This is a genomic window from Acinetobacter tandoii DSM 14970 = CIP 107469, from assembly GCF_000400735.1.
Lineage (GTDB): Bacteria > Pseudomonadota > Gammaproteobacteria > Pseudomonadales > Moraxellaceae > Acinetobacter > Acinetobacter tandoii.
The window spans coordinates 342,114-368,605 of sequence record NZ_KE007366.1 but is presented as its reverse complement, the minus strand read 5'-3'; the positions used below and the strand labels follow the sequence as shown (position 1 = coordinate 368,605).

At 40.5% G+C, this 26,492-nt stretch carries 23 protein-coding genes and 2 pseudogenes; 16 read left to right on the top strand and 9 right to left on the bottom strand.

The annotated features are described in order from the left end of the window. The first annotated feature begins 3 nt into the window (after nt 1-3). Nucleotides 4-240, top strand: a complete 237-nt coding sequence (locus I593_RS20830) for a hypothetical protein (RefSeq protein ID WP_016167107.1) — start codon at nt 4-6, stop codon at nt 238-240. Nucleotides 241-845: 605 nt separating this feature from the next. Here I593_RS20830 and I593_RS20395 read toward each other — a convergent pair. After that, nucleotides 846-998 (bottom strand): annotated as a pseudogene (locus tag I593_RS20395) (IS982 family transposase); the annotation flags it as partial. Between the two features lie 333 nt (nt 999-1,331). Here I593_RS20395 and I593_RS08285 point away from each other — a divergent pair. Continuing rightward, nucleotides 1,332-1,928, top strand: a complete 597-nt coding sequence (locus I593_RS08285; RefSeq protein WP_016167106.1) for a hypothetical protein — start codon at nt 1,332-1,334, stop codon at nt 1,926-1,928. Between the two features lie 158 nt (nt 1,929-2,086). Here I593_RS08285 and I593_RS08280 read toward each other — a convergent pair whose 3' ends face one another. Beyond that, nucleotides 2,087-2,902 carry an IclR family transcriptional regulator gene (locus I593_RS08280; RefSeq protein WP_016167105.1) on the bottom strand — a complete coding sequence of 272 codons (816 nt, stop codon included), beginning with the start codon at nt 2,900-2,902 and terminating at the stop codon, nt 2,087-2,089. A 141-nt stretch (nt 2,903-3,043) separates the two neighbouring features. Between I593_RS08280 and pobA the strand changes: the two genes are divergently transcribed. Next, a complete protein-coding gene (pobA, locus tag I593_RS08275) occupies nt 3,044-4,258 on the top strand; it encodes a 4-hydroxybenzoate 3-monooxygenase (RefSeq protein ID WP_016167104.1) in 1,215 nt (404 codons plus the stop codon). Between the two features lie 69 nt (nt 4,259-4,327). On the opposite strand, the gene I593_RS08270 is transcribed toward pobA, so the two are convergent. The 5 genes and pseudogenes from I593_RS08270 to paaZ all read right to left on the bottom strand — a co-directional run bounded on the left by I593_RS08270 (nt 4,328) and on the right by paaZ (nt 10,286). Continuing rightward, nucleotides 4,328-4,879, bottom strand: coding sequence for a GNAT family N-acetyltransferase (locus I593_RS08270; protein WP_016167103.1), 552 nt, complete (start codon nt 4,877-4,879; stop codon nt 4,328-4,330). Beyond that, nucleotides 4,879-5,091, bottom strand: coding sequence for a cupin domain-containing protein (locus tag I593_RS19755; protein ID WP_016167102.1), 213 nt, complete (start codon nt 5,089-5,091; stop codon nt 4,879-4,881). The genes I593_RS08270 and I593_RS19755 overlap by 1 nt, the downstream gene beginning before the upstream one ends. A gap of 692 nt (nt 5,092-5,783) precedes the next feature. Beyond that, a pseudogene (locus tag I593_RS20015) lies at nt 5,784-6,128 on the bottom strand (SMI1/KNR4 family protein). A gap of 414 nt (nt 6,129-6,542) precedes the next feature. Then, nucleotides 6,543-7,985, bottom strand: coding sequence for a spinster family MFS transporter (locus tag I593_RS08255; RefSeq protein ID WP_026440850.1), 1,443 nt, complete (start codon nt 7,983-7,985; stop codon nt 6,543-6,545). A 192-nt stretch (nt 7,986-8,177) separates the two neighbouring features. Further along, nucleotides 8,178-10,286, bottom strand: a complete 2,109-nt coding sequence (gene paaZ / locus I593_RS08250) for a phenylacetic acid degradation bifunctional protein PaaZ (protein WP_016167099.1) — start codon at nt 10,284-10,286, stop codon at nt 8,178-8,180. A gap of 261 nt (nt 10,287-10,547) precedes the next feature. Between paaZ and paaA the strand changes: the two genes are divergently transcribed. The 13 genes from paaA to I593_RS08185 all read left to right on the top strand — a co-directional run bounded on the left by paaA (nt 10,548) and on the right by I593_RS08185 (nt 22,532). After that, entirely contained in the window at nt 10,548-11,492 is a 945-nt protein-coding gene (paaA, locus tag I593_RS08245) for a 1,2-phenylacetyl-CoA epoxidase subunit PaaA (RefSeq protein ID WP_016167098.1), read from the top strand. Between the two features lie 30 nt (nt 11,493-11,522). After that, entirely contained in the window at nt 11,523-11,813 is a 291-nt protein-coding gene (gene paaB / locus I593_RS08240) for a 1,2-phenylacetyl-CoA epoxidase subunit PaaB (RefSeq protein ID WP_016167097.1), read from the top strand. 17 nt (nt 11,814-11,830) lie between these two features. Then, nucleotides 11,831-12,586: a 1,2-phenylacetyl-CoA epoxidase subunit PaaC gene (gene paaC, locus I593_RS08235; RefSeq protein ID WP_016167096.1), complete on the top strand. Its 756-nt coding sequence runs from the start codon at nt 11,831-11,833 to the stop codon at nt 12,584-12,586. A gap of 25 nt (nt 12,587-12,611) precedes the next feature. Further along, a complete protein-coding gene (gene paaD / locus I593_RS08230) occupies nt 12,612-13,112 on the top strand; it encodes a 1,2-phenylacetyl-CoA epoxidase subunit PaaD (RefSeq protein ID WP_016167095.1) in 501 nt (166 codons plus the stop codon). Between the two features lie 68 nt (nt 13,113-13,180). Further along, nucleotides 13,181-14,239 (top strand): 1,2-phenylacetyl-CoA epoxidase subunit PaaE, encoded by a 1,059-nt coding sequence (gene paaE, locus I593_RS08225; RefSeq protein WP_016167094.1) that lies wholly within the window; start codon nt 13,181-13,183, stop codon nt 14,237-14,239. Between the two features lie 21 nt (nt 14,240-14,260). Next, on the top strand, nt 14,261-15,031 hold the full coding sequence (locus I593_RS08220) for an enoyl-CoA hydratase-related protein (RefSeq protein ID WP_016167093.1): 771 nt from the start codon (nt 14,261-14,263) through the stop codon (nt 15,029-15,031). Further along, entirely contained in the window at nt 15,031-15,822 is a 792-nt protein-coding gene (paaG, locus tag I593_RS08215; RefSeq protein WP_016167092.1) for a 2-(1,2-epoxy-1,2-dihydrophenyl)acetyl-CoA isomerase PaaG, read from the top strand. The genes I593_RS08220 and paaG overlap by 1 nt, the downstream gene beginning before the upstream one ends. 3 nt (nt 15,823-15,825) lie before the next feature. Next, a complete protein-coding gene (locus I593_RS08210) occupies nt 15,826-17,382 on the top strand; it encodes a 3-hydroxyacyl-CoA dehydrogenase (RefSeq protein WP_016167091.1) in 1,557 nt (518 codons plus the stop codon). Between the two features lie 13 nt (nt 17,383-17,395). Continuing rightward, the gene (gene pcaF / locus I593_RS08205) at nt 17,396-18,607 is read left to right on the top strand and encodes a 3-oxoadipyl-CoA thiolase (protein WP_016167090.1); all 1,212 of its coding nucleotides are present in this window, start codon (nt 17,396-17,398) and stop codon (nt 18,605-18,607) included. Nucleotides 18,608-18,667: 60 nt separating this feature from the next. Continuing rightward, a complete protein-coding gene (gene paaK / locus I593_RS08200; RefSeq protein WP_016167089.1) occupies nt 18,668-19,960 on the top strand; it encodes a phenylacetate--CoA ligase PaaK in 1,293 nt (430 codons plus the stop codon). Nucleotides 19,961-20,025: 65 nt separating this feature from the next. After that, the gene (locus I593_RS08195; RefSeq protein ID WP_016167088.1) at nt 20,026-20,967 is read left to right on the top strand and encodes a PaaX family transcriptional regulator; all 942 of its coding nucleotides are present in this window, start codon (nt 20,026-20,028) and stop codon (nt 20,965-20,967) included. Between the two features lie 37 nt (nt 20,968-21,004). Then, nucleotides 21,005-21,607, top strand: coding sequence for a carnitine operon protein CaiE (locus tag I593_RS08190; RefSeq protein ID WP_016167087.1), 603 nt, complete (start codon nt 21,005-21,007; stop codon nt 21,605-21,607). Between the two features lie 313 nt (nt 21,608-21,920). Then, the gene (locus tag I593_RS08185; RefSeq protein ID WP_016167086.1) at nt 21,921-22,532 is read left to right on the top strand and encodes a DUF805 domain-containing protein; all 612 of its coding nucleotides are present in this window, start codon (nt 21,921-21,923) and stop codon (nt 22,530-22,532) included. A gap of 103 nt (nt 22,533-22,635) precedes the next feature. On the opposite strand, the gene I593_RS08180 is transcribed toward I593_RS08185, so the two are convergent. Then, a complete protein-coding gene (locus I593_RS08180) occupies nt 22,636-24,180 on the bottom strand; it encodes an LA2681 family HEPN domain-containing protein (protein WP_026440851.1) in 1,545 nt (514 codons plus the stop codon). 60 nt (nt 24,181-24,240) lie between these two features. Beyond that, a complete protein-coding gene (gene metG, locus I593_RS08175) occupies nt 24,241-26,298 on the bottom strand; it encodes a methionine--tRNA ligase (RefSeq protein ID WP_016167084.1) in 2,058 nt (685 codons plus the stop codon). Nucleotides 26,299-26,492 lie beyond the last annotated feature (194 nt).

Below are 26,492 nucleotides of genomic sequence, written 5' to 3'. Positions count from 1 at the left end.
CTGATGATACAAGAAAAAATTATTGGTAATTTAAGTGCCCAAGATATTTTATTGAGAGAGTTGTCTAAAATAAAATTTTTCCTATTAATATTAACAGGTATTTTCTTATCCGCGTGTAGCCCTTTAGATAAGAATGATAAGGAAATCGTCGTTAATGATTTGAATCTAATTAATCTAACTTACTCTCATTTGGATGGGCTAAGCGGTGATGTATTTAAATTTGATGTGACAACAAAATAAATCTAAGTAATTTTTATCAAAGAGAAAAATATAAATATTCACATTTAAAGTGTGATGGAATTCAAAATTATTCGATTGTCGGCTCAGTCGCTATAGATGAGGGGCGGATTGAAAATGGTAAATATATTTCATCAGGATATTTCAAAGTTTGTGAAAATTAGTCAATGAATACATGCACAGAAAAACAACAAGTTGAGAAATTGCTAATTAAAGATATTTCTTGCAAAATTATTTTTGGGGGCTTTTGAAAAAAAGTAAAATAGCAGCTAATAATATCAAAAAATTCTATTATTAAATCTATTGACAAAGAAAAGTGGATTATTAAGTTAGGGTGATTTTATCTTTTTTAATAAAAATATCGTGTAATATTTATTTTTTTAAAGATAATTGTTTAAAGTTATTGCTGAAAAATTTTAACTTACAGCCTGAGGTTTATGCCATTCAATGGCTTTTCATTAAAAATATTTCGTGAAGATTCAATTTATAGTTTAAGTGGGCTTTGTTGCATAAAGCTTTTAAAGATAGAATGTTTCTAAGTCACTCAAATTTATGTGACAACTTGGGTATGAGTTTGGCCTAATTTGTTAATTAACCCTAATCCTGTTTTAATCCAATAATTGCTTTACTCGAATAGTTGGCTTGTTTCGATGGCATAATTGGTAAGCACATAAAGAAGCATAAATCCCAGCTAATTATCCTTCAATACTTCTAGCTTTACTCGTCACCAAATGATACTTCCCTTTTAACAGGCTAAATAGCTCGAATCCTACTTAAGCCGATGTTTTCACAAGATGAATCATTGGCTTGTTTGTATAGTAGCATTGTTAGTCATACAAAATTCCGAAAATTATATAAGCAAAAAGAAACACAGAATAAATTGAGCAAGGCATCATAGTACTGATTTTTATAAAAATTTTTGTTTTGTAATATAAGGTATCCATAATATTGACTTTATCTTGTTGTGGTTAAAAAATAGACTTTATAAGAATGATAATCTTGAGTTTCATTCCATTTTTTTTAAAGCTATGGCAGGTGTAGTGCTGAACGGAAGTTTTTATTACACACTTAACCTCAAAATCGGAGGATATGCCATGAATTTCCTCAAGTTTTTAATCACTGCTGGATATGTTTCTTTATTGGTCCCGATGGCTTTCGCAATGGAATCCTACGGTGGTTCGAGTATGGAAGCTTCTATGCAAAGTTCACTTTCAACTGCAGATAAAAAAGCGATTGTCAGTGCAATGAGCGCTGCTCCGATGAGTGTCAGTGCAAAAGCGACAATTGTTGCGATGGATGCAAACGGAAAAATGCGTACCTTACACAAAGGACAAAATAACTTTACATGTATGCCCGATAATCCTGCAACACCTGGCCCAGACCCGATGTGTATGGATCCCGCTGCATTGGCATGGGCAGAAGCTTGGATTGGTCATAAAAAACCTGTTGAGGGTAAAGTCGGTTTTATGTACATGCTTATGGGTGGGACTGACGCGAGCAATGTTGATCCTTATGCAACTAAACCAACCGCAAACAATCATTGGCTGCAAACAGGTCCACATGTCATGATTGTGGGCGCATCACAAAGTTTTTATGATATGTATCCAAAAAGTGCACAACCTGACACCTCAGTTCCTTATATCATGTGGTCAGGAACCCCTTATCAACATCTTATGATTCCTGTGAAATAAGCGGATATAGCACTTATTTTTATCTCTTAAAATTGAAAAAAGCCATGTAATTATCATGGCTTTTTTATGCTGAATACATATGCGAATCATTCGGTACATGTTCTGGATTAAATGTTTAACTTTTAGATGTCTGAGTAGAGCTTAAGGCTAAGATGGTTTTAAATTAAGCCACGCAACTCATTTGCCGCATGTCTCAACAATGGTAAAACTTGCTGTATTAAATACTCTTCACTGGTACGGTTGCTTTGCGACATACAATTAATGGCAGCAATGGTCTGACCTTGTGCATTTAATACGGGTACTGCTAGCGCAATAATACCTAACTCATGTTCTTCTTTAGACAGGCAATAATCCGATAAAGCCACTTTTTCAAGTTCGGCATAGAATCGATTTTTATCGGTAATAGTTAAAGGGGTTAAACGTTTAAGTCCATATTTATTTACCCAAGTCTGTTGCTCTTCTTTCGATAAAGCGGCTAGTAAAACTTTACCTGTCGAAGTGGCATGGGCAGGCAGGCGATTGCCCAAATGCATACCATATGGATTGACCCGAAACTGATCTTGTTGTGGTAGATAACTTCGGGCAATCGGCACCACTTCATGTTCATCTAAAACCACCATGGAAAAGGTTAGAGATGTCTGTGCACAGAGTAAGTTCAGTAAAGATTGCGCCACTTTAGGCAAATGTGCTGAACTTAAATAAGCGCTAGAAAAACGTAAGACTCGTGGCGTTAACCAAAAATAATGTTCATCGGTTTCCAAATAACCTAAAAACTTCAGGGTTTTTAAATGTCGTCTCGCTGCAGTACGACTGATGCCTGTGCGCTCAGCCACTTGGGTTACGTTCAGACGCTGTCGATCGACTCCGAAGGCTTCCAAAATATGTAAGCCTTTGGCTAAACCTGTAATGTAATCGGCTTGAAGTATAACGTCTTGTGAATGTGGATGTATGACCTTGTTTTGCTCAGCTTCCATACTGCTTATCCTGAAAAATGAATTATTTTTGTCCGATATTCGGACAACTCTAATGGCATACGGTCAATTTCAATATGGCGATATAGCTCAAAAAAACATCCCAGCGTAATCTGAAACAAGGAACGAACAAGGATGAACAGCATGGAAATTGTAAAAACCAAAGTGGCAATTATTGGTTCAGGTCCCGCAGGGTTGCTACTCGGACAGTTACTTTATAAAGCAGGCATTGATCATATTATTATTGAACAGCGCAGCGCTGACTATGTTGCGTCGCGTATTCGCGCAGGAATTTTGGAACAGGTTTCGGTAGATTTGTTGACCGAAGCTGGTGTTGATCAAAACCTCAAGGCGCATGGTTTACCGCATTCAGGTATTGAAATTCTGACTCAAGGACAAAAGCATCGACTGGATTTAGCTGCACTGACAGGTGGTAAGCGAGTGACCGTGTATGGTCAGACCGAAGTGACCAAAGATTTAATGCATGCCCGTGAGCAAGCGGGTTTGAGCTCATATTATGAAGTGCAGAATGTGCAGATTGATGATTTTTATACGCAGCCGAAAGTAACTTTTGAATATCAAAACCAGTCGTATCAAATTGAGTGTGATTTCATTGCAGGTTGTGATGGTTTTCATGGCGTGTGTCGAGCCAGTGTGCCTGAAGACAAGATTAAAACCTTTGAAAAAGTCTATCCTTTTGGCTGGTTAGGTGTGTTGGCAGATGTACCACCTGTGGCAGATGAGTTGATTTATGTGCAGTCGGAACGTGGCTTTGCCTTATGTAGTATGCGTTCAGAAACCCGCAGCCGTTATTATTTACAAGTGCCATTGACCGATCATGTCGACAACTGGTCAGATGAACAGTTTTGGGAGGAGTTGAAAAACCGCCTAGACCCTGAAAGTCGAGAAAAACTCGTCACAGGTCCATCGATTGAGAAAAGCATTGCGCCATTACGTAGCTTTGTGACGGAACCGATGCGGTTTGGCAAACTGTTTTTGGCAGGTGATGCTGCACATATTGTCCCACCGACAGGCGCGAAAGGTTTGAATCTGGCAGCATCAGATATTGCCTATTTATCCAGTGCCTTCATTCAGTATTACTTAGATGGTTCCGAGCAGGGCATCGATGAATATTCGGAAAAATGTTTGCAACGGGTGTGGAAAGCAGAACGTTTTTCTTGGTGGATGACGCATTTATTGCATCGTTTTGAAACCGAAAGCGAGTTTGATCATAAGATTAAACAGGCTGAATTGAGCTATATCCTCGGTTCATTGGCTGGGCAAACCACATTGGCAGAAAACTATGTCGGTTTACCCTATGAAATTAAGCATTTAAGTGAATTTCAGCAAGCCAGTTAACCCATTTTTTCTATTCTAAAAAGAGAGCACAATGCTCTCTTTTTTATTTTTAAACAGATGGAATTGAGTTTAACCATCCAGAGGATCTAGAGGGGTCGTAAGCGTTAGTTGGTAAAATGCGGCATCTAACCAACACCCAAATTTAAATCCTGCCTGTTGAATCGTGCCTGAATGGGTAAAACCGAGCTTTTGGTGTAATCGAATGCTGGCAGTATTCTCGGCATCGATACAGCCCACCATGACGTGCAATTGTTGCTGTTGTGCTTTTTCAATCAGTGTCTGCATCAGAATTTTACTCAACCCGCAACCGCGATGCTCATGGTGAATGTACACACTGTGCTCAACCGTATATTTATAGGCAGGAAAGGCTCTAAAGGTTCCCCATGTTGCAAAGCCGAGTAATTTTCCAGTCGGGTTGATAATGCCGAGTATAGGAAAATTCTGCTCTCGTTTGGTCGCAAACCACGTTTGCATATTTTTTAATGTGCGTGGCTGATAGTCATACAGGGCGGTGGAATTTAGTATCGCCTCATTCAGAATCTCTAAAATAGCAACGGCATGCTCGGTTTCATTACATTCAATCAGTTTAAACTCGGTTAAAGAGGCTTCACTTTGTGACATCACAGGTTCCAAGCAGGTGTAAGGCGCATATTGTATGGGATTTTTCTATCTTCAATCGCTAAAACATAACGATAAGGCTCTACATTTGGATTGATAAAAATAATGGGATGATCTACACAGAGGGCAAGGTCATCGCCCTGATACAGTTGATAAGTTTGTTCACCCAATTGAATCTCAAATTGCCCAGTGGTAATCCAGATTGGCTGCTGCATGGCATGATGTCGTAGGTGACGTGTGCATGTCCGGGAAAATGCACTTCAACCAGTTGTACTGAGGTTTTCAAACCCAGTGGGCTAAGGCTACACCGAATATAGCCAGATTCAGGATCTTGCCAAACCGGTTGCTCGGCATGGCGTAACAGTGGCTTAAAGGATGTGAGGAATTCCATGCCACTGAATACATTGGCAAGCGAAACTCCCAGTCCATTCGTCAGATCTTCCAAGGTATAACCTCGCTAGACCTAGTTCACGAATACGCTGTGAAATCTGTTGATGTATATCCATGTCAGCATCTGATCAGGATTTAAAATCCAATATATTAGAAATAATTTAAGATAATAGATTTTTACCGCAAAATAATGCTAATCAATATCCTGAAGATACAGTTTCGAAGATGGGAATCGAGATCAATCAACAACAGATCACTGGCATTTATTGAAAAATCATCAAGAAGCATGAATGAAGATGGGATTTAACGTGCTTGATATCTTATTGCAAAATCAATAACTACTTGGACATCTATTCATATTTCATCTGGACAATTTTTTATCTTTTAGGGGTAAATGAGACTACACAAAACCGTGGAACATTGTTTAATAAGTAATCATGGAGTATAGTAAACTATTAAAACATTGAATTATATGAAATAAAAAATTGAATTGCGTATAACGTGCATTATGTTAATTTTAGATTAAGTTAACGATTTGATCATAAAAAAAAGTTTCGAAATCACTGTAATATCGGTCAAATGAAGTATTTGGGTCATTTATGCCAGGTGTCCATATCATGATTTTATCTTCATCACATTCTATGCAATTCAATACAACATAACTCCCATCACCAGTATCACTAATAACGATATAATTATTAGGCAGACCTGATTCCAATCTCTCTTGTAATGTTATCCAGACAACATCTGGTATGGATGAATTAATAAAGTCTGAATCAATCACTCAGTAAAACTCTCGACCACCTAAGTCACCACATCCTAATACTTGTAAAAAAAACCTATAGTCATCAGGAAATTTCAAATCGAGAGTTTTTTCTGCCAAAGTAATTAGTTTTTCATCTTTGATACCAGAAAAGTCATCATCTAATTCATGTAAGTCTATAATTTTTTATTGCTTTAATAATTTTTTCTATACTCATAATAGTTCCATAGCATTAAAAATTTTAGATCAATTTAACATAATGGCGATTATATGAAGTACATTTGTTAGAACCCATTTAAAGTGACCAAGTTAGATACGACTCTCTGTTCATTTCTTTGTGAGATCTGGTGTCTATTAGAATAAGAATATGTATTTTATAAAGTAAGCGGGGGTAGAAGTGATTTCTGCTCAATGATCCGTTGAAAATAAACAGATCCAAAACGTCTTATCGTGAGTAAATAAAAAAGCGAAAGGAGAACCTTTCGCTAGAACGGATTCGAAAATGTGAAATGATTATAAGTGTTCAGCCGCTTTTTCCACTTGAATACTATCACGATAATATTGGCAGCCTTTGTACAGTAAGAATGTACCAAGTACGCCTGCTACAGCATTCACAATCGAAATTGAATTACCCACCATCACGGTATTTTGGAAATATTTGTCGGTTATTAAAGCAACAGCCGTAGTTCCAATGCCTAAAGCAATTAAGTTTGATACCAAAAGGAACTTGGCTGAGACTTGGGCACGTAACTGGTTTGGCGTGAGCATTTGTGTTGCTGCTGCAGATGCTGGAATCGGAAATGTCGAGAAGAACATCGCCACAAAAATCAGCGCAAACGACAGGTAAATGTTATCCACTTGTGTAAACAAGACGCTTGGAATAATAAGGGCTGCACAGCCGATCATACCGCTACGAATCGCTGCATCGCTATACCCACGTTTAGAGAACCAGTCGATAAGCCAACCGCAGAATAATGCGCCCGAAGTATTGGCAACCAAAATGATAATCCCAAGAATATAACCTGTTTGGCTGGCATCTAAGCCATGATTACGCATATAGAACGCAGGTGCCCAACCAAGTAATGCGTACAGCATCATAGTGTAAAAAGAGAAACCAATAAAGTGACAGAAGAAAGTCTTTTTATGGGTTTTAATAAAGGCAATCGAGTTCTTGAAAGAGGCTTTTACTACTTGACCATCTTGACCAATTTTCAAACCCTTACGCTCAGGCTCACGCACCGTCAAAATCATTAACAACGCCAATAACACCCCAGGTAAACCGACAATCATAAAGGTCAGTTGCCAAGTTTTAATTTCACCAATCAAGGGTAGAGTCACTAAGTTTACATTTTTGAGTAAACCAATCACATAACCACCAATTAAGAAGGCAAGCCCTGAACCAATGAATGCACCAATCGCATATAGACCAAGAGCACGCCCCAATTTTTCTTTAGGGAAAAGATCGGCAACAATGGAATAGAAGGCTGGAGAAAGAGCCGCTTCACCTGCACCCACACCAAGGCGGGACAAGAACATTTGTAGAAAATTCTTGCTTAGGCCGCAAGCTGCCGTAGCAAAACTCCAGAAGGCAATCCCAATCGCAATAATTTTAATCCGTGATTTTTTGTCGGCAAGGGCTGCAATCGGTACACCCATAACCGCATAGAACAATGAAAATGCTAAACCTTGCAACAAGCTGAATTGGGTGTCACTCAGCATCAGGTCATGTTTAATTGGTTCAATCATCAAGGATAAAATTTGACGATCTACAAAAGAAAGAATGTAGGCCACCATACAAATAATCACGACATACCAATGGTAGGCACTGCTACGCATTTGCGTCGTTTGATCATGCATAGGTGAATGGTCTGAAACTGGCTGGTGTTCAAAATTTTGTGCTTCTGGTTGAATCGTCCTTTCAACCAGTTCTATATCGATGGATTTATCGTTCATCACGCAACTTCCTGTGCTGACTGTTTGAGGTTATTTGATACTTTTATATTTATTTTTGTTTTTATTGTGTATCGTCTTATTTTTAATCTACGGGTTAAATCAGACGGGGTCAATTACTTTGTGATAAAAAGATACAATTATTTTTTATTATAAAAAAAAGAGAATCATGTGATTCTCTTTCGTTATATGTCAGACTTAGGCCGCCCGTTCAACCAAGGTCAAAATGTCATAGGTTGCCACCAATTCATTACGTTGGTTCTTGACTTTAATGTCCCAAACCACCACACCATGCGGTTTTTGCTCTGGATCACGTTGTGGTTTTGGTGTTTTTTGCTTACAGGTCAATTCGACTTGAATGGTATCGCCAATTTTTACGGGTTCTACAAAACGCAGGTTATCCATACCATAATTGGCAATGACTGGACCTGCTGCTGCATCTACAAACAGACCAGCAGCGGCAGAGACAATGAAATAACCATGTGCCACGCGATCACCAAACAGAGAATCTGCCGCTGCAATCTTATCCATGTGTGCATAGAAGTGGTCGCCACTTAGGCAGGCAAAATTCACAATGTCTGCTTCGGTCACAGTACGACGTGCTGTAAGTAAACGTTCACCCACGCGGAGTTCATCAAAGTCTTTTTTGAATGGGTGTACGCGGTCTTCAAACACTTGTGCACCTGCTGTCCAGCTATGACCAACTTGGGTCATGGCATTTGGTGAACCTTGCAAAGCGGTACGTTGCATATAGTGTTTCACCGCACGTAAACCACCGAGTTCTTCACCGCCACCCGCACGACCTGGACCACCATGCACCAAATACGGAAGTGGAGAACCATGGCCTGTACTTTCTTTCGCGCTTTCCGCATCCAGAATATGTACGCGACCATGCCAAGGTGCAATTTTAGTAATCAGTGCTTCAATGTTCTCATCGACATTACGCACCACAGAAGCCACCAAGCTGCCTTCACCACGCGCCACTAGATCTGCCAATTCAGCCAGATTTTGATACGGCATCAAAGTAGAAACTGGACCAAAGGCTTCTACTTCGTGAATATGCTTGGCTTCAGTTGGTTGCTCACAAACAAGCAAAGTTGGTGGGTAAAATGCGCCTTTTTCAGGATTTTTTGCTTGAATTTCGAAGTCTTGGCGCAAGTGTCCACCAAGCACAATTTTGGCATCTTCGCTAAGTTGTTCCACTTTTTCAGCAACACTGAATTTTTGTTTCACACTGGCCAAGGCACCCATAGTCACGCCTTCAATTTCAGGGTCGCCGACTACAACTTTTTGTAGTTTTGCCACTAAACGTGTTTGCACGGTTTCGAGCAATGCCGCTGGAACAAAGGCACGACGGATCGCGGTACATTTTTGTCCTGCTTTGGTGGTCATTTCGCGGAAAACTTCACGGACAAATAAATCGATGGTTTCATCATTGGCGTGTTCAGTCAAAATTGCACTGTTGACTGAGTCTGCTTCCATACAAAATGGAATTGAGTATTGGTTTAGGTGAGGATTCGCGCGCAGGCTTTGCCCTGTGGCTGCGGAACCTGTGAACGTAACGGTATCTTGTGGGTTTAAATGTTCAATTAAATCATAAATTTGACCGCAGATGAGTTGCAGTGAACCTGCTGGTAGGAAGCCGCTTGCCAAGATATCTTTCACCACCGCATGGGTAAGTTCAGCACCTTCGGTTGCAGGTTTCACAATACATGGCACACCTGCTAAAAGCGTCGGTGCAATTTTTTCTAGCATACCCCAGATTGGGAAGTTGAAGGCATCAATATGTAATGCCACACCCGCTTTAGAGGTCAGAATATGTTTAGCACCAAAATTGCCGTGTTTAGACAATGGAATCCATGCATCTTCTACTAGCGCGGTTTCATCACTCAGTTCACGACGCACAAGGCTAGAGTAAGCAAATAAAGTTCCAATCCCACCTTCAACATCAATCCATACATCTTTACGGGTACAGCCCGTTGCTTTGGCGAGTTCGTAATAGTGTTCTTTACGCTCTAATAAATATTGTGCGACTTGTTTCAGGGCATTGGCACGTTGGTGGAAAGTCCACGTCGCAATGGCTGCACCTTGCTTTTTCGCATAATCCACAATGGCTTTGGTGCTAATGCCATGGCTACTCACTTGATAAATCGCTTCACCTGTAATGGCATGATAAACCGTACGTAATTCCGCCTGCGAAGAATATTCCTGTCCACACACCAAAGAACTCAGGGTTTTAAGGGTCTGAGCTTGGTGCTCTTCAGTTGTATCGTGTTGCTCCACTGAGTTGTTTTCTAACTCTAGCATGGTAAAACTCCTTTTATGATACGTTTTAAGCTGTTTTTTAATTTTGATGTTTCATAATTTGGTATTAAAACGTCTGAAAGTCAATCGTAATTCGTATGTAAAAAAATCAAATCAAAAAATAAAATTTAATAAAAACAATAAAAACAATAACTTGTGGTAAAATTTGAATTTTAATTAAATGATACCTAAAAATTAATATTGATTTTATTTGTGTATCGTTTTAATTTAATTGTATCGACACTTGGGATAAGTGAGGGAAAAATGAATAACCAACAACAAGCTTTTGATCAGCGCATTGAAAAGGACATTTCAATTGAGCCAAAGGATTGGATGCCAGATGCCTACCGCAAAACCTTAATTCGCCAAATTGGTCAACACGGCCACTCTGAAGTTGTGGGCATGTTGCCAGAAGGCAACTGGATTACACGTGCACCATCGTTAAAACGTAAAGCAGTATTGTTGGCTAAAGTTCAAGATGAAGCAGGTCATGCCTTGTATCTTTATAGTGCCGCAGAAACTTTAGGTGCTGACCGTGATGACATGATGGATAAGCTCATCGCAGGTCGCATGAAATATTCATCGATTTTTAACTACCCAACTTTAACGTGGGCTGATGTGGCTGCGATTGGCTGGTTGGTGGATGGTGCTGCCATTGTGAATCAGGTTGCGCTTTGCCGTACCTCTTATGGTCCTTATGCGCGTGCCATGGTGCGTATCTGTAAAGAAGAAAGTTTCCACCAGCGCCAAGGCTTTGAAGCCATGATGCAATTGGCAAATGGCACTGAAGAACAAAAGAAAATGGCACAAGATGCGGTGAATCGTTTCTGGTGGCCAGCCCTGATGATGTTTGGCCCAAGTGATGATAATTCTCCAAATAGTGCACAAAGCATGCAGTGGAAAATCAAATTATTCAGTAACGATGCTTTGCGTCAAAAGTTTGTCGACAACACCGTACCACAAGTCTTGCAACTCGGTCTAAGCGTTCCAGATCCAGACTTGAAATTCAACGAAGACACTGGTCATTACGAATTTGGTGAGGTGGATTGGAATGAATTCTTTGACGTGATTGCTGGTAAAGGTCCATGTAATCACGAGCGTATTGAAGCACGTCGTAAGGCATGGGAAGGCGGTGCATGGGTACGTGAATCTGCCGCAGTGTATGCCAAGAAACAGCAAGAACAGCAGCAAGCACAGAAAGTTGCTTAATTCAGATCAGAGATGAAGGGAAATAAGGTCATGGATAACAAAAATAACTGGTCACTTTACGAAGTGTTCATTCGCAGCAAACAAGGTTTAAGTCATCGTCATGTGGGCAGCTTACGTGCATCGGATGATGAAGTGGCATTGCAAAATGCACGTGATGTGTATACACGTCGCAATGAAGGTATCAGCATTTGGGTCGTGAAATCTGAACTGATAACTTCTTCTCAACCAGATGAAAAACCAGAATTTTTTGATCCGTCTTTAGATAAGGTCTATCGCCACCCAACGTTTTACAACATTCCAGATGGCATTGAGCACATGTAAGGGAAGGGAGAAAAACGATGAGTACACAAGTTTTAGCAGAATTCCTGTTACATGTGGGCGATAGTCAACTAATCCTGTCACACCGTTTGGCAGAATGGTGCGGACATGCACCTGAATTAGAGTTGGACATTGCCTTAGCCAATATTGGTCTAGATTTGTTGGGTCAGGCACGCACAGCTTTAAGCCTTGCAGGTCAGATTGAAGGTTTAGGCCGTGATGAAGATCAACTGGCGTATTTCAGAACCGAACGTGAATACCGTAATTTATTGTTGGCTGAACAGCCGAATGGTGATTTCGCCCAAACCATCGTGCGTCAATGGTTGATGGATCACTATCATGCCTTATTGTTGGCGGCACTCACCAACAGCAGCCATGCCGATGTGTCAGCATTTGCACTCAAATCTTTGAAAGAAGTGAAATACCACTTGCGCTTCTCGACCACATGGATGGAGCGCTTGAGTTTAGGTACGGTAGAAGCACATGAAAAAACTCAAAATGGTTTAAACCAGTTATGGCGGTTTACTCAAGAATTGTTCCAACTCAGCGCTGATGAAATACAGTTGGTGGATGCGGGTTTAATTCCAAATCTTCAGATTTTAAAAGATCAATGGCTTGAGACAGTGCAGTCAGAATTGGCCCGTATGCAACTCAGCCTTCCAGAGACTGGTGCCTATCGAAGTGGTGCAAAACAAGGACTGCACACGGAACATTTAGGTTACATCCTCGCAGAAATGCAATACATACAACGTTCATATCCAAATATGGCTTGGTAAAACGAAATCACAGGGAGTGAGTCGTATGAATTTAATTCGACATGTCGCAGATGAATGCTGGAGTGTGTTAGCGCAGGTCTCTGATCCTGAAATTCCAGTGTTGTCGGTACTCGACTTAGGCATGATTCGTGGTGTTGAACTCAACGCGCAGAATGAAATTGTCGTGCGACTCACGCCCACCTATAGCGGTTGCCCTGCGACAGATGTTTTAACGGCAGATATTACCCAAGCTTTTGCAGCCAAAGGTTTGACCCCAGTAAAAGTGGTGGTGGATCTTTCTGAAGTTTGGACCACGGATTGGATGAGTGAAGCGGGTAAAGAAAAATTGCAGCAATATGGCATTGCGCCGCCGCAGGGTAATTCTCACAGTTGTGGTACGCATGTCGCTTTGACCGATGGCATTCAATGTCCGCGCTGCCATAGTCAGCACACCAAATTATTAAGTGAATTCAGTTCGACAGCATGTAAAGCCTTATATCGTTGCCAAGACTGCTTAGAACCTTTCGATTATTTCAAGTGCATTTAATTCAGGACATTTGCAAAGAACCCATGTCTCACACATTGAAAAAATCGAAAAGAAAGAGGGAATTTTAGATGAGCCAATTTGTACCATTAACGATTAAATCCATTCAGCCACAAACTGAACAGGCGATTTGCATTTCATTTGATTTGGCACCTGAGCAGTTCGCTGCATTTGATTATCAACCAGGACAACACTTAACCATTCGTCATATGACGGATGAAGGTGAATTGCGTCGTTGCTACTCCATTTGTAGTGATGTGGCAGAAGACATGAGCATTGCGATTAAGAAAATTGATCAGGGTCAATTTTCAACGTGGGCGAATGATCACTTAAAAGCAGGCGATGTGCTTGAAGTGATGCCACCACAAGGCGTGTTCTTCCAGAAAGCCGCGAAAGTCGGTGGTCAAAACTATCTTGGTTTTGCTGCGGGCAGCGGCATTACCCCAATCTTATCGATTGTGAAATCGGTCTTAAACCGCCAAGCAGATGCACAGTTTACTTTGGTGTATGGCAACCGTTCTTGGAAACAAACCATGTTTGCAGAACAAATCATGGATTTGAAAGACCGTTTTAAAGAGCGTTTGCAACTGATCAATATCTTTTCTCGTGAAATGAACGACAGTGAAATTTTCAATGGTCGTATTGATGCAGAAAAATTACAGCAACTCATCAAAGCTGAATTGATTAATGCTGACACGGATCATTGCTTTGCTTGTGGTCCAGAAGAAATGATGACCGCTGTAGAAACAGTACTGCCAACATTTGGTATTGAGCGCAGCAAAATTCACACCGAACGCTTTAATACGGGCACAGCGCCACGCGCAACGGCACAGCAAATCGAAAGCCGTAGCGAAGAAAAGGTCAACATTATTCTCGATGGTCGTGAACTGATCATTGAAGTGTCTAAACAAGATGACAGCATTTTAGATGCAGCGCTGCGTGCAGGTGCGGACTTGCCATATGCATGTAAAGGCGGTGTTTGTGCAACCTGTAAATGTAAGGTGCTAGAAGGTCAGGTCGAAATGGCGATCAACTATAGCCTTGAACAAGATGAAGTGGAAAAAGGTTATGTGTTGAGCTGTCAGGCATTGCCAACTTCAGCCAATGTTCGTTTGAGCTTTGACGAATAAGCCTGAACAAGGAGCGGTAAGATGGAATACATTAAAACCAGTTCTCCAAAATCGGGCGTAATCCTGATTGAACTGAATCGACCTGAAAAACGCAATGCCTTAAACAATGCCACCTTGCAAGAAATTACCGATTATCTACAACAGCTAGAAGCAGATTCATCGGTCAAAGCGGTGGTGATTACAGGTAATTCACAATGTTTTGCCGCAGGTGCAGACCTAAATGAGTTGTCTAAGTTGGATGTGGTCAGTATTCAGCAAGATTTGCGTCCACAGTTGTGGAAACGCATCGATGAATTTTCTAAACCCTTGATTATGGCCATCAACGGCTATGCCTTTGGTGCGGGCTTTGAATTGGCACTGCATGGCGACATCGTGCTTGCGGGTGAAAATGCACAATTTGCTTTGCCAGAAATTGGACTCGGCATGTTGCCAGGCGCAGGCGGTACGCAGCGTTTAGCCCGTTTGGTCGGGCAGCAACTCACCATGCGCTGGGCAATGACAGGTGAAATGATTTCTGCGCAAACCGCTTTGCAACATGGCATTACCAGCCAAGTATGTCCAGTCGGTTTAACCGTGCAATATGCGGTGGAATTGGCAGAAAAAATTGCCAAACAGGCACCATTGGCGATTCGTGTCATCAAGCAATCATTGAAATCGATTCATGAAGTGACCTTAAGCCAAGGTTTAAAGCTAGAACGTCAGCATTTCGTTTGGTTGGCAGCAACTCAAGACCGCCAAGAAGGCATCAATGCATTTTTAGAGAAAAGAAAACCAGAATTTAGAGGTGTGTAATGGAATACCAAACCGTAATTGTTGAAGAAAAAAATGCAGTGGGCTATCTCACTTTTAACCGTCCACAGCAGCTCAACAGCTTTAATGAAACCATGCACAAAGAAGTATCGAGCGTACTCAAAGCATGGTCTAAAGACAGCAATATTCGTGCAGTGGTAATTTCGGCAGAAGGACGTGGTTTCTGTGCAGGTCAGGACTTAAATGACCGTGTGGTGGATCCAAATGCAGATGCACCCGATTTAGGCTTGTCGATTGAAAAATATTACAACCCGCTGATCAAACTGATTACTGAAATGCCTAAACCTGTGATCTGTGCCGTGAATGGCGTTGCAGCAGGTGCGGGTGCCAACATTGCTTTGGCATGTGACTTGGTGGTTGCTGCAAAATCAGCGTCATTTATCCAAGCGTTTTGTCGCTTAGGTTTGGTTCCAGATTCTGGTGGAACATGGTTCCTGCCACGTTTGGTGGGTCGTGCGCAGGCAATGGGCTTAGCCATGTTGGGCGATAAAATTCCAGCAGAACAAGCGGTGCAATTGGGTATGATTTGGCAAGTGGTTGAAGATGATGCCTTGAAAGCAGAATCACAAAAACTGGCTGAACATTTGGCGAAACAACCAACCTATGGTTTATCCCTAATTAAGAAAGCTATTCATGCCGCTGCTCACAATAATTTAGATGATCAGTTGATTCTAGAACGTGATTTACAGCGTTTGGCAGGTCGTTCAAGTGATTACCGCGAAGGCGTACAAGCATTTATGCAAAAGCGTACTCCAGAATATAAAGGTTGCTAAAACATGGATAAGATCAATTTACAGCAGGCACCTGTCGCTGTAATTGGTGCAGGTACCATGGGAATTGGTATCGCCCAATTGGCTGCGATGCATGGACATCCAACCTTTGTGTATGATGTAGATGCGACAAAAACTGAAGCTGCGTTACAGCAACTTGCTGCACAACTCACAAAGCGCGTGCAAGCGGGAAAAATGACGCAGGAGCTGTATGACAGTACCTTTGCTAATTTAAGCATTGCACAGGAATTGCCAAAGTTAGCATCTGCGCAACTGATTATTGAAGCGATTGTTGAAAAAAAAGAAGTGAAACAAAGTCTTTTCCAGCAGTTGGCTGCGGTGTGTTCTGAAAATACGATTTTTGCATCGAATACTTCTTCAATTTCAATTACAGCCATTGCTGCTGCGATTCCACATCCAGAGCGTGTAGTGGGTTTGCATTTCTTTAACCCGGCACCTGTAATGAAATTGGTGGAAATTATCCGTGGCTTAAAAAGTTCAGTCGCAATTGCAGATGCTTTGTTGGAATTAATGAAGTCATGGAAAAAAGTGCCTGTATTGGCAAAATCCACCCCGGGTTTCATCGTCAATCGTGTGGCGCGTCCTTATTATGCGGAAGCTTTCCGTGCGCTACAGGAAAATGTGACACGCCCTGAAGAACTCGATTTTATTCTGCGTGAATGTGGTCGTTTTGCCATGGGACCGTGTGAATTGACTGATTTGATTGGTCAGGATGTGAATTTTTCAGTCACGCAAAGTGTCTATCAAGAATTCTTTTATGAACCACGTTATCGTCCCTCGTTGATTCAAAAAGAATTGGTGGATGCAGGCTGTTTCGGTCGTAAAACCAAACAGGGTTTTTACGATTATGCGCAAGCAACGCCAACACTACAGTTTGAATTGCCAGTTCGTTATGCCAAATCTGTTGAGAAATTAGCGATTACCGTGAAAGGTGATTGGAAGCATTCGTCTGGTTTAATTCAACGTTTGGCACATGCTTCGCACCTTGAAGTGAAGTTTGTAGAAGGCGCACAGGATGAAATCCTAGTCGGTGAAGTTTCAATCCGTCTTTCATTGGGCGAGTCGGTCGATCTGGATTATGCAAATCAAAAAGTCATGTTGATGGATTGGCATGCAGATTGGGCGCAAGCCAAGGCGATTCCTGTTGTAGCTTCAGTGGCATGTTCGGAAGTTGATCAGTCTGTTGTTGATATTTTGTTCATTGGTATGGATGTGATACCACTTTGGACACAGGATCATGCAGGACTTTATGTGTTACGAACTATTTCCATGTTGGTGAATGAAGCATGTGAAGCGGTTTTACATGGTATTGCATCTGAACAAGATATTGATTATGCAATGAAATATGGTGTGAACTATCCGCAAGGTCCATTTCAGTGGGCAGAAAAAATAGGATATAACACTATTTTAAAAATTCTAAAAAATCTGTATCGTATTTATGGTGAAGAACGCTACAGACCAAGTATATATTTAGCGAAGAAAACTGCACGAGGACAGGTGCAAAACAGCCCGCAATCACAACAATTTCTTATTGCTGGCTAAAGGAAGAAGACAAATGGAACAAGTTTATATTTTAGATGGTATTCGTACACCGATTGGTCGCTATGCTGGTGGTTTAAGTGGCATTCGTGCCGATGATTTGGCTGCCTTGCCGATTCAATATTTGAAAAATCAGCATCCACATTTGCCTTGGAATGAACTGGATGAGGTGATTTTAGGTTGTGCCAACCAAGCAGGTGAAGACAACCGTAATGTCGCACGTATGGCATCCTTATTGGCTGGTTTACCCGATTCAGTTCCAGCCATTACCGTAAACCGTTTATGTGCCTCTGGTTTAGATGCGGTAGGACTGGCGGCACGTGCGATTAAATCGGGTGAAGTCCAGTTTGTATTGGCTGGTGGTGTGGAGTCGATGAGCCGCGCACCGTTTGTACAATCTAAAGCAACCACAGCTTTTAGCCGTACCCCTGAAATATTCGATACCACCATTGGCTGGCGTTTTATCAATCCAAAATTTAAAGCGAATTTTGGCGTGGATAGCATGCCTGAAACGGCTGAACATGTGGCGGAAAAGTATCAAATTAGCCGTGATGATCAAGACTTATTTGCTTACCGCAGTCAGCAAAAAACCACAGTGGCACAGCAAAATGGCATTCTAGCAGAAGAAATTTTGCCAGTGACCATTCAAGACCGTAAGAAAAACAGCATTACCATTGATACCGATGAACATCCACGTGCGGATACCACGTTTGAGACCTTGGCAGCTTTAAAAGCGCCTTTCCGTAAAGAAGGTGGTTCGGTGACTGCGGGCAACGCCTCAGGTGTAAACGATGGCGCGGCTTGTGTATTATTGGGCAGCCAAGAGTTTGCAAGTAACCATGGCTTAAAACCACTGGCGAAAGTGGTGGCAATTGCGCAAGCTGGCGTTGAAGCCAAATACATGGGCATTGGTCCTGTGCCTGCGGTACAAAAAGTATTGAAGCAAACAGGCTTAACCCTCGATCAAATGGATGTGATTGAACTAAATGAAGCCTTTGCAGCGCAATCGCTTGCCGTGATGCGTGAACTCGGTTTGCAAGATGATGATCAGCGTGTCAACCCAAATGGCGGTGCAATTGCACTGGGTCATCCACTGGGGATGAGCGGAACACGTTTGGTGATTACTGCGATGAAAGAACTTAAGCGCCGTAATGGAAAATATGCACTTTGTACGATGTGTGTTGGCGTAGGACAGGGTGTCGCACTGATTATAGAAAATGTGGATTAAGGAAATAATCCAAAAAATGGAATACCCCGCAGTCAGGATGACTGTATTAGGAGACAAAATATGAATAACAATGCAATGGAAAAAATCGAAACGGTATCGGTGGATGAATTACGTAGTGTGCAATTGGAGCGTATGAAAAAGACACTGCAACACGCCTATCAAAATAGCCCAGTCTATAAAAAGAAATTTGATGAAGCAGGGGTACATCCTGATGATTTCAAATCTTTAGAAGACTTGGCAAAGTTTCCATTTACAACCAAAAAAGATTTACGTGATAACTATCCGTTTGGCATGTTTGCTGTGCCGCAGGAACAAATTATTCGTATTCATGCTTCATCAGGTACGACAGGTCAGCCGACTGTGGTGGGTTATACCCAAAATGATATTAATGTCTGGTCAGATGTTGTGGCACGTTCATTACGTGCAGCGGGCTTGTCGAATAAAGATACCATTCAAGTGTCTTATGGCTACGGTTTGTTTACAGGCGGTTTAGGTGCGCATTATGGCGTAGAACGCTTGGGTGCAACCGTAATTCCAATGTCAGGTGGTCAAACTGAGCGTCAAGCACAATTGATTCATGACTTTAAGCCGACAGCATTGATGGTGACACCATCGTACTGCTTAAACATTATTGAAGCGTTAGAAAAGAAATTTGGTACAGCAAAAGACTGTTCAATCAAAACAGGCATCTTTGGTGCTGAGCCATGGACCAATGAAATGCGTCGTGAGATTGAAGATCGTCTCGGTATTAATGCTTTGGACATTTATGGTTTATCTGAAGTGATGGGGCCAGGCGTCGCAATGGAATGTTTAGAAACCAAAGATGGTCCAACCATTTGGGAAGATCATTTCTACCCAGAAATCATTCACCCTGAAACAGGGGAAGTGCTCCCTGATGGTGAGTTGGGCGAGTTAGTGTTCACGACCATTACCAAAGAAGGCATGCCTGTAATTCGCTACCGTACCCGCGATTTGACACGTTTATTGCCAGGGACTGCGCGTCCTATGCGCCGTATGGATAAAATTGTGGGTCGTAGCGATGACATGATGATTATTCGTGGGGTAAATGTGTTCCCTTCACAAATTGAAGAGCAAATTTTACATATTCCACAATTGGTACCAAACTACCAAATTCAAATTTGCAAAAAAGGACACTTGGATACTTTGCATATTCGTGCTGAAATGCGTAGAGATGTGAGTGAAACGTTGACGCCACAAATTGCAGCTTTATTGAAAGCCCAAATTAAGACCATGGTGGGTATTTCAGTGATGGTTGAAATTTTACCAGAAGGTAGCTTGCCACGTTCTGAGGGGAAAGCGCAACGCGTCTTTGATATTCGAAAATCGGCATAAGTTTTAGTTGAATGATAGATCTCATGATTTATCATTCCGATCTGACAAGGTAATAGTTGAACGAAATGAATCTAAAATTAAAACAAGTTATTGATGATTTCATTAGCAACGAAGCTCTGAGCGGTACCTCTCTGATTATGACCATCTTTGGTGACTGTATTTTTCACCGTGGTGGCATTATTAGTCTTGCCAGCTTAATTCAGTTAATGGATGTGTTTGGTTTTAACGAGCGTTCAGTTCGTACAGCCGTATTTCGCCTTGTCCAAAATGGTTGGCTGATTTCCGAGAAAATTGGACGTACCAGTTACTACCGTGTCACGGAAAGCAGTCGCCAACGTTTTATTATGGCCGACCAGAAAATTTATAGTTTCACCCAACAAGAATGGGACCAAAAATGGGATCTGGTTTTACTCAGTTCTGTTGAGTTGGAAAATAAAGTCACCTTGAAAAAAGAGTTGGAATGGCTCGGTTTTGCCAACATTGCCACTAATGTCATGGCCTATCCAGGTTGTGATCATCTCAAATTACAAAATTTGTTGCTTAGTTTAAAGATGACCGACCAAGTGGTGATCTTTAAAGCTGAAGCTTTACAGTTATGGCAAGAGTCTTATCCAACTGTGAAGCGCATGGTCGAAATCAATTGGCCTGTACAAGAGCTACATCAGCGTTATGAAAAGTTCATCAGTGATTTCAGAGAATTCTTTAATTTGGTCGAAAGTGAAGATGAACTCGATCCGATGCAAGCATTTCAAATTCGAATTTTATTGATTCATCAATATCGTCGAATTTTGTTGAAAGATCCGAATTTACCTTTTGAATTATTACCATCGAATTGGCTGTCGCTCAATTCACGTAATTTAAGCAGTAATCTCTATCAAACCGTGGTGCTGGCAGGGGATGAATTCTTCCTCGACATCGCACGGACGTCAGAAGGTTCAATGCCACCTGCACATCCACAATTCTATAAGCGTTTTGGTGGCTTAAAGCAAGAAGAGCCGAGTTACTAAGCTCTTAAAAATAGCCCTACAGTTTAAGGAAGAAACTATGCCGTGTTATGCCATCGATGGCGTCATTCCCGTGGTGAGCCCAAAAGCTTATGTGCATCCCACAGCAGTTTTAATTGGGGATGTAATTGTTGAAGAAGGGGCTTATATTGGTCCTTTTGCTGCCTTGCGCGCAGACTTTGGCGGCATTCATATTCATAAAAATGCCAATGTACAGGATTCCTGCATTATTCATGGCTTCCCGAACAATGTCACCGTGGTCGAAGAGTTTGGTCATATTGGACATGGTGCAATTTTGCACGGTTGCCGTATTGCTAAAAATGTCTTAATTGGCATGAACAGCGTAATTTTGGATGAAGCAGTTATTGGCGAAAATAGCATTGTCGGTGCCAATAGTACCGTCAAAGCCAAAGCTGAAATTCCAGCAAATTCTTTGGTGGTCGGTAGTCCTGCACGCGTGATTCGTAGCTTGGATGAAAAAGAAATTGCGTGGAAATTTAAGGGTACACAGCAATATATGGATTTGACTCTACGCTGTTTAAATAGTCTACAAGAGGTTGAACCCTTAACGGAAAACTCAGCAACGCGTTTAACACATACACATTTTAATACTGACCATGTAATTAAGAGCAAAGCAGTTTAAAGTTGAGACTTCGGAATATATGGCTTCACGTGAAGCCATAACATTGTTTAATTATCTATTTTTCCAAATTGTTAGATTCAATATTCTTCAACACTTCAAATTTTAGATCGCGAAAATCGTCCTGTTCTGTGTTTGGGGGAAGACAACTTTTCATATTGATTGGATGTGTTAAAAAGTTGAATGGATACAGTCTTTAAAAATCGCCAGTAGGGCATTTTAGAGCGGATTACAGGAATTTGCTTTATAAAATAAAATGTTCCAGTATGATGATATTTCCAACAATAAAATATTGAATATCAATTGGAACTTTATAATGAAAGGTACATTAGTAGATTTTAATTTCCAGATTAATGAAGGCGTGATTCAAGGGGACGATGGAAAGCGCTACAGCTTTTTTGGTTCGGAATGGAAAGACCATACTTCACCCGCACGTGGTCAAAATGTCGATTTTGCTGTGAACGATTTAAATCAGGCTGTCAGTATTTATGTGCAGGCATTTGCGCGTCAGCCTGTTTTTAAAAAAACAAATAATCAGCATGCAGAACAACTACGAACTGAAGAAAACTTTGGTTTATTTGATTGGACTATTAAATGTTTAAAGAATTATGCCAATTTTTCAGGGCGCGCACGTCGTAAAGAATATTGGTATTTCTATTTATTCCAAATTTTAATTGGGCTGCTGATTGGCTTAAGTCTGGGTATTATGGGCATGAGTGACAATGGAATAGATGCTATCTCAGGCTTACTTTCACTGTTTTTTTTATTACCCACGCTTGCAGCCGGAGTACGTCGTTTACATGATGTAGACCGTTCGGGGTGGTGGATGCTTTTGATGTTTACGATTATTGGGCTTATTCCATTGCTGATTTGGACTGTAATGGAAACCAAGCCTGAATCGAACCAGTGGGGAGAGCCTGCGAAGTAGTTCGATTAGCAAATTTAAGATAATGCGACTTTAACAAACTTAAAGAAGTTCCTTCTCCCTTTGGGAGAAGGTTAGGATGAGGGGACTGCTAATTTCAAAAAAATTATTGAAAGCTTTTGAATTCTTTTTTATGAACCGTTACCTCAATCAAATTTTGTTTATCTTTAGGTGCTTTTTGGCGTAAATCCTCAACAATTGCGAATACTGTTGAGAAAATAGATGATCTAGTAAACTGGAGTAAGTTATCTAGACCATTTTCAAAGTCACTTATTTTTACATATGTATGACTTGAATCATTGGACAGTTCGAATGTATCAGGGACTAAAAATAAAAGGTGATGTTCTAGTGCATTTCTCCAAATTTTATAGAATCCAAATTGGCCATTTTTTTCATTTAAGTCACATATAAGACTGTTAATTGCGATTAAGCCAAAGTTGGTTTTATTTTCAAGAGAAGATTTATTTTTGTACCAAAAATTATTAAAAGCTGTATTTTTATCAGTAGAAAGTGAAAAATACTGACATAAGAAGATTGACAACTTATCCAATATTGAGAAACACAATCTGAAACAAGTTCTTAGCTTTTCATATCTTATATTAATGATTTCTTGGTCATCTAGTTCCGAATAACAACTTTCGTAATCAAACTGAGAGTTATCGGTGAATTTAGACTCATAGTAAAGTACTCGAATTAAAGAAAACTCAGCCTTAATACGATTCAAGTATTGTTCAAATTGAAGAATATTTCCCGAAGAAATTACACCCTCTAAAAGAGTTAAATTATCTCGTTCATTAGCAATGCATGGACAATACATTCCATGAATATTTAAAGTTAAATTTTCTTCTATACACCATTGTCTAAAGTGGCTCATTGAAGAATATTCTTTGCGAGTTTCTAGCTCATCTTGTTCTAGACTTTTAGAGCCTAGTTGGCTACTTAAGAATTTACTTTTATGTGCGTAGTAAGGTTTCCAATCACTAGGTACTAGTTTTGATTTACTAGAAAAATCATAGCCTTTGATAATTTCAATAATCATCTTATGTGATCTATGATCTAATAATCTATCAAATTGCTCTAAGCAGGAACTCCTATTAAGCCATGCCTGAGGATAGATTGTATTTTGCTTTATGACCAAATTATAAATTTGTAGTGCTTCAGAAAATCGAAATTGCTGTTTGAGAACATTAGCAAGATTAATCAAATTTTGTTGATATAGGTCATAATCCTGACTCTTATTGATTAGTTTAAAAGCCTTCCAATATAAGTTTTTTACTTCATTAAATAATTCTATGTTTTTAAAACTCACTTCTTCTTTGGAATAACCACAGTTATTTGCAAGAGAGAGCTTTCCATTTGCTAAATTATAAAAATAAGTAATATTGAAGTCTTTTTCAAAGTATTCAGAATTTTTTTCTAAAATTTGGATGCCTTTTAAAATAGAATCTGTATTTTTTAAATAAGTTCCAACATCTATAAATTGACTAGCTAGATTAAAGTAAAGTTTCAAAACAATATTGCTTGTCTCATGTTTTTCTAATTCACTCAGCATCATTTCAGAGCCTAATAAAGCTTCTACCCATTCACCTTGATCGATAGAGTTAGAAATAGAATTTATTGCTTCATTAATTTTTTCTAGTGAAAGTTTCATTTCTAATTTTAAAAAAAGCCCCACTAAAATATAGCAGGGCTTTTTATAAGTGTCTAAACCTTACGAAACTTTATCACCCGCTTTAGCGCCAGATTCAGGTGAAATCACCCAAACACCTTCGCCATTACCCGCTGCCAGTACCATACCGTTAGAAATACCAAAACGCATCTTACGTGGTGCAAGGTTAGCCACCATCACCACCAATTTGCCTTTTAGGTCTTCTGGTTGGTAAAACTCACGAATACCACTGAACACATTACGTGGTTCAGCTTCACCCACATTTAAAGTTAACTGAAGAAGTTTGTCTGAACCTTCTACCGTAGCTGCTTCTAAAACTTCAGCAACACGTAGGTCAACTTTCATAAAGTCTTCAATACCAATAATTTCCGCTTCACCGACTTTAGGCTCAGGTTTTTTCTCGACTTTCTTTTCTTTCTTCTTTTCCACTTTTACAGGTTCAGCCGCAGCCGCTAAAGAGTCTTTGGAAGCATCGACCATTGCCGCAACTGCTTTCGGGTCTACACGTTGCATTAAAGGTTGGAACAATGCAATTTCATGATCTACTAATGCAGTTTTTGCTGAAGCAAAGTCAAAGCGGTCTAGTTTTAAGAACTCTTGCACTTGAGCCGCTAAAGTCGGAAGTACAGGTGCAAGGTACACAGCCAATTGACGGAACAGGTTAATCCCCACCGAACAAACATTGTGTACTTGTTGCTCTTCGCCTTCAACTTTCGCTAAAGCCCAAGGTTTTTTCTCATCAATATATTGGTTGGCTTTATCTGCAAGTGCCATGATTTCACGAATGGCAGTAGAGAATTCGCGTGCTTCATAGGCTTTGGCAATTGAATCGCCTGCATCAATAAAGCTTTGAACCAATTCAGGCTCTGCACAAGTTGCAGAGAGTTTATTATCAAACTTAGTGTTAATGAATTTCGCACAACGGCTGGCAATGTTGACCACTTTACCGACCAAGTCTGAGTTTACTTTCTGAACAAAATCATCCAAGTTTAAATCAGAGTCTTCAACTTTGTCTGAAAGTTTAGATGCGAAGTAGTAACGTAAATATTCAGGGTTTAAGTGCTGTAAATAAGTTTCAGCTTTAATGAATGTACCGCGAGACTTCGACATCTTCTGACCATTCACGGTCAAGAAACCATTCACAAATAAACCTGACGGTGTACGGTAGTTTGCGCCTTCTAGCATTGCAGGCCAGAACAGGGCATGGAAGTAAACAATGTCTTTACCAATGAAGTGATAGACTTCTTTGTCACTGTCTTTTGTCCAGAAATCATCGAAGTTGAGTTCAGGACGTTTGGTTTTAATGTAGTTTTCAAAACTCGACATATAACCAATCGGTGCATCGACCCAAACATAGAAATATTTGTTTGGCGCATCTGGAATTTCAAAACCGAAATACGGTGCATCACGAGAAATATCCCAATCTGCCAAACCTGCTTCAAACCATTCATCTAACTTGTTGGCAATTGAAACAGGTAATCGACCTTCATCACGGGTCCACTTCTGTAAATATTCACCAAAGTTTGGCAATTTAAAGAAGTAGTGATCTGAAGATTTCTCGACTGGTGTTGCACCGCTTAAAGTCGATTTTGGATTTAATAGTTCTGTTGCGTTATAGGTTGTACCGCAAACTTCACATGAATCGCCATATTGATCTTCCGCTTTACATTTCGGGCAAGTGCCTTTAATGAAACGATCAGACAAGAACATGCCTTTTTCTGGGTCAAACAGTTGTGATACAGGGCGAACTGCAATGTTGCCAGCTTCGCGGTTTTTTACATAAATTTCAGAAGCACGGGCACGGTTGGTGTCACTATGGGTGGAATCATAGTGGTCAAAATGTACACCAAAACCGTCAAAGTCACGAATGTGTTCTTTCTGAACATTGGCAATTTGTTGTTCTGGGCTAATGCCATTCGCTTCAGCACGCAACATGATTGCGGTACCGTGAGCATCATCCGCACAGACATAAGTCACATCATGTCCCATTGCACGCATGGCGCGAACCCAGATATCTGCTTGGATATAACCGAGTAGGTGACCCATATGGATCGGACCATTGGCGTATGGAAGGGCGTTAGTGACTAAAATATTGCGCACGGATATAACTCTCTCATTCGTATATTATGCAAGGTGGATGATTTTACCTGAGATAAGCAAAAGTTGCATAATCCTTTCGGGGAATTCTTTAAAAATGCTTGTCAGTGCATAATCCATCGATATAAATTTGTTAAGCTTTTTTATATATCAATGAAAATAAGAACGGATTCAAGAATGCTGAGAATTTTAAAATA

What these genes read in the sequence shown, in the direction of transcription:
- paaD (WP_016167095.1), top strand. Translation starts at nt 12,612, where the DNA reads ATGAATTTAATTCGACATGTCGCAGATGAATGCTGGAGTGTGTTAGCG.
- paaG (WP_016167092.1), top strand. Translation starts at nt 15,031, where the DNA reads ATGGAATACCAAACCGTAATTGTTGAAGAAAAAAATGCAGTGGGCTAT.
- I593_RS08270 (WP_016167103.1), bottom strand. Translation starts at nt 4,879, where the DNA reads ATGTCACAAAGTGAAGCCTCTTTAACCGAGTTTAAACTGATTGAATGT.
- pcaF (WP_016167090.1), top strand. Translation starts at nt 17,396, where the DNA reads ATGGAACAAGTTTATATTTTAGATGGTATTCGTACACCGATTGGTCGC.
- I593_RS08195 (WP_016167088.1), top strand. Translation starts at nt 20,026, where the DNA reads ATGAATCTAAAATTAAAACAAGTTATTGATGATTTCATTAGCAACGAA.
- I593_RS08185 (WP_016167086.1), top strand. Translation starts at nt 21,921, where the DNA reads ATGAAAGGTACATTAGTAGATTTTAATTTCCAGATTAATGAAGGCGTG.
- I593_RS08190 (WP_016167087.1), top strand. Translation starts at nt 21,005, where the DNA reads ATGCCGTGTTATGCCATCGATGGCGTCATTCCCGTGGTGAGCCCAAAA.
- I593_RS08210 (WP_016167091.1), top strand. Translation starts at nt 15,826, where the DNA reads ATGGATAAGATCAATTTACAGCAGGCACCTGTCGCTGTAATTGGTGCA.
- paaC (WP_016167096.1), top strand. Translation starts at nt 11,831, where the DNA reads ATGAGTACACAAGTTTTAGCAGAATTCCTGTTACATGTGGGCGATAGT.
- I593_RS08180 (WP_026440851.1), bottom strand. Translation starts at nt 24,180, where the DNA reads ATGAAACTTTCACTAGAAAAAATTAATGAAGCAATAAATTCTATTTCT.
- paaB (WP_016167097.1), top strand. Translation starts at nt 11,523, where the DNA reads ATGGATAACAAAAATAACTGGTCACTTTACGAAGTGTTCATTCGCAGC.
- paaZ (WP_016167099.1), bottom strand. Translation starts at nt 10,286, where the DNA reads ATGCTAGAGTTAGAAAACAACTCAGTGGAGCAACACGATACAACTGAA.
- I593_RS20830 (WP_016167107.1), top strand. Translation starts at nt 4, where the DNA reads ATGATACAAGAAAAAATTATTGGTAATTTAAGTGCCCAAGATATTTTA.
- paaK (WP_016167089.1), top strand. Translation starts at nt 18,668, where the DNA reads ATGAATAACAATGCAATGGAAAAAATCGAAACGGTATCGGTGGATGAA.
- pobA (WP_016167104.1), top strand. Translation starts at nt 3,044, where the DNA reads ATGGAAATTGTAAAAACCAAAGTGGCAATTATTGGTTCAGGTCCCGCA.
- paaE (WP_016167094.1), top strand. Translation starts at nt 13,181, where the DNA reads ATGAGCCAATTTGTACCATTAACGATTAAATCCATTCAGCCACAAACT.
- I593_RS08285 (WP_016167106.1), top strand. Translation starts at nt 1,332, where the DNA reads ATGAATTTCCTCAAGTTTTTAATCACTGCTGGATATGTTTCTTTATTG.
- I593_RS08280 (WP_016167105.1), bottom strand. Translation starts at nt 2,902, where the DNA reads ATGGAAGCTGAGCAAAACAAGGTCATACATCCACATTCACAAGACGTT.
- I593_RS08220 (WP_016167093.1), top strand. Translation starts at nt 14,261, where the DNA reads ATGGAATACATTAAAACCAGTTCTCCAAAATCGGGCGTAATCCTGATT.
- I593_RS19755 (WP_016167102.1), bottom strand. Translation starts at nt 5,091, where the DNA reads ATGCAGCAGCCAATCTGGATTACCACTGGGCAATTTGAGATTCAATTG.
- paaA (WP_016167098.1), top strand. Translation starts at nt 10,548, where the DNA reads ATGAATAACCAACAACAAGCTTTTGATCAGCGCATTGAAAAGGACATT.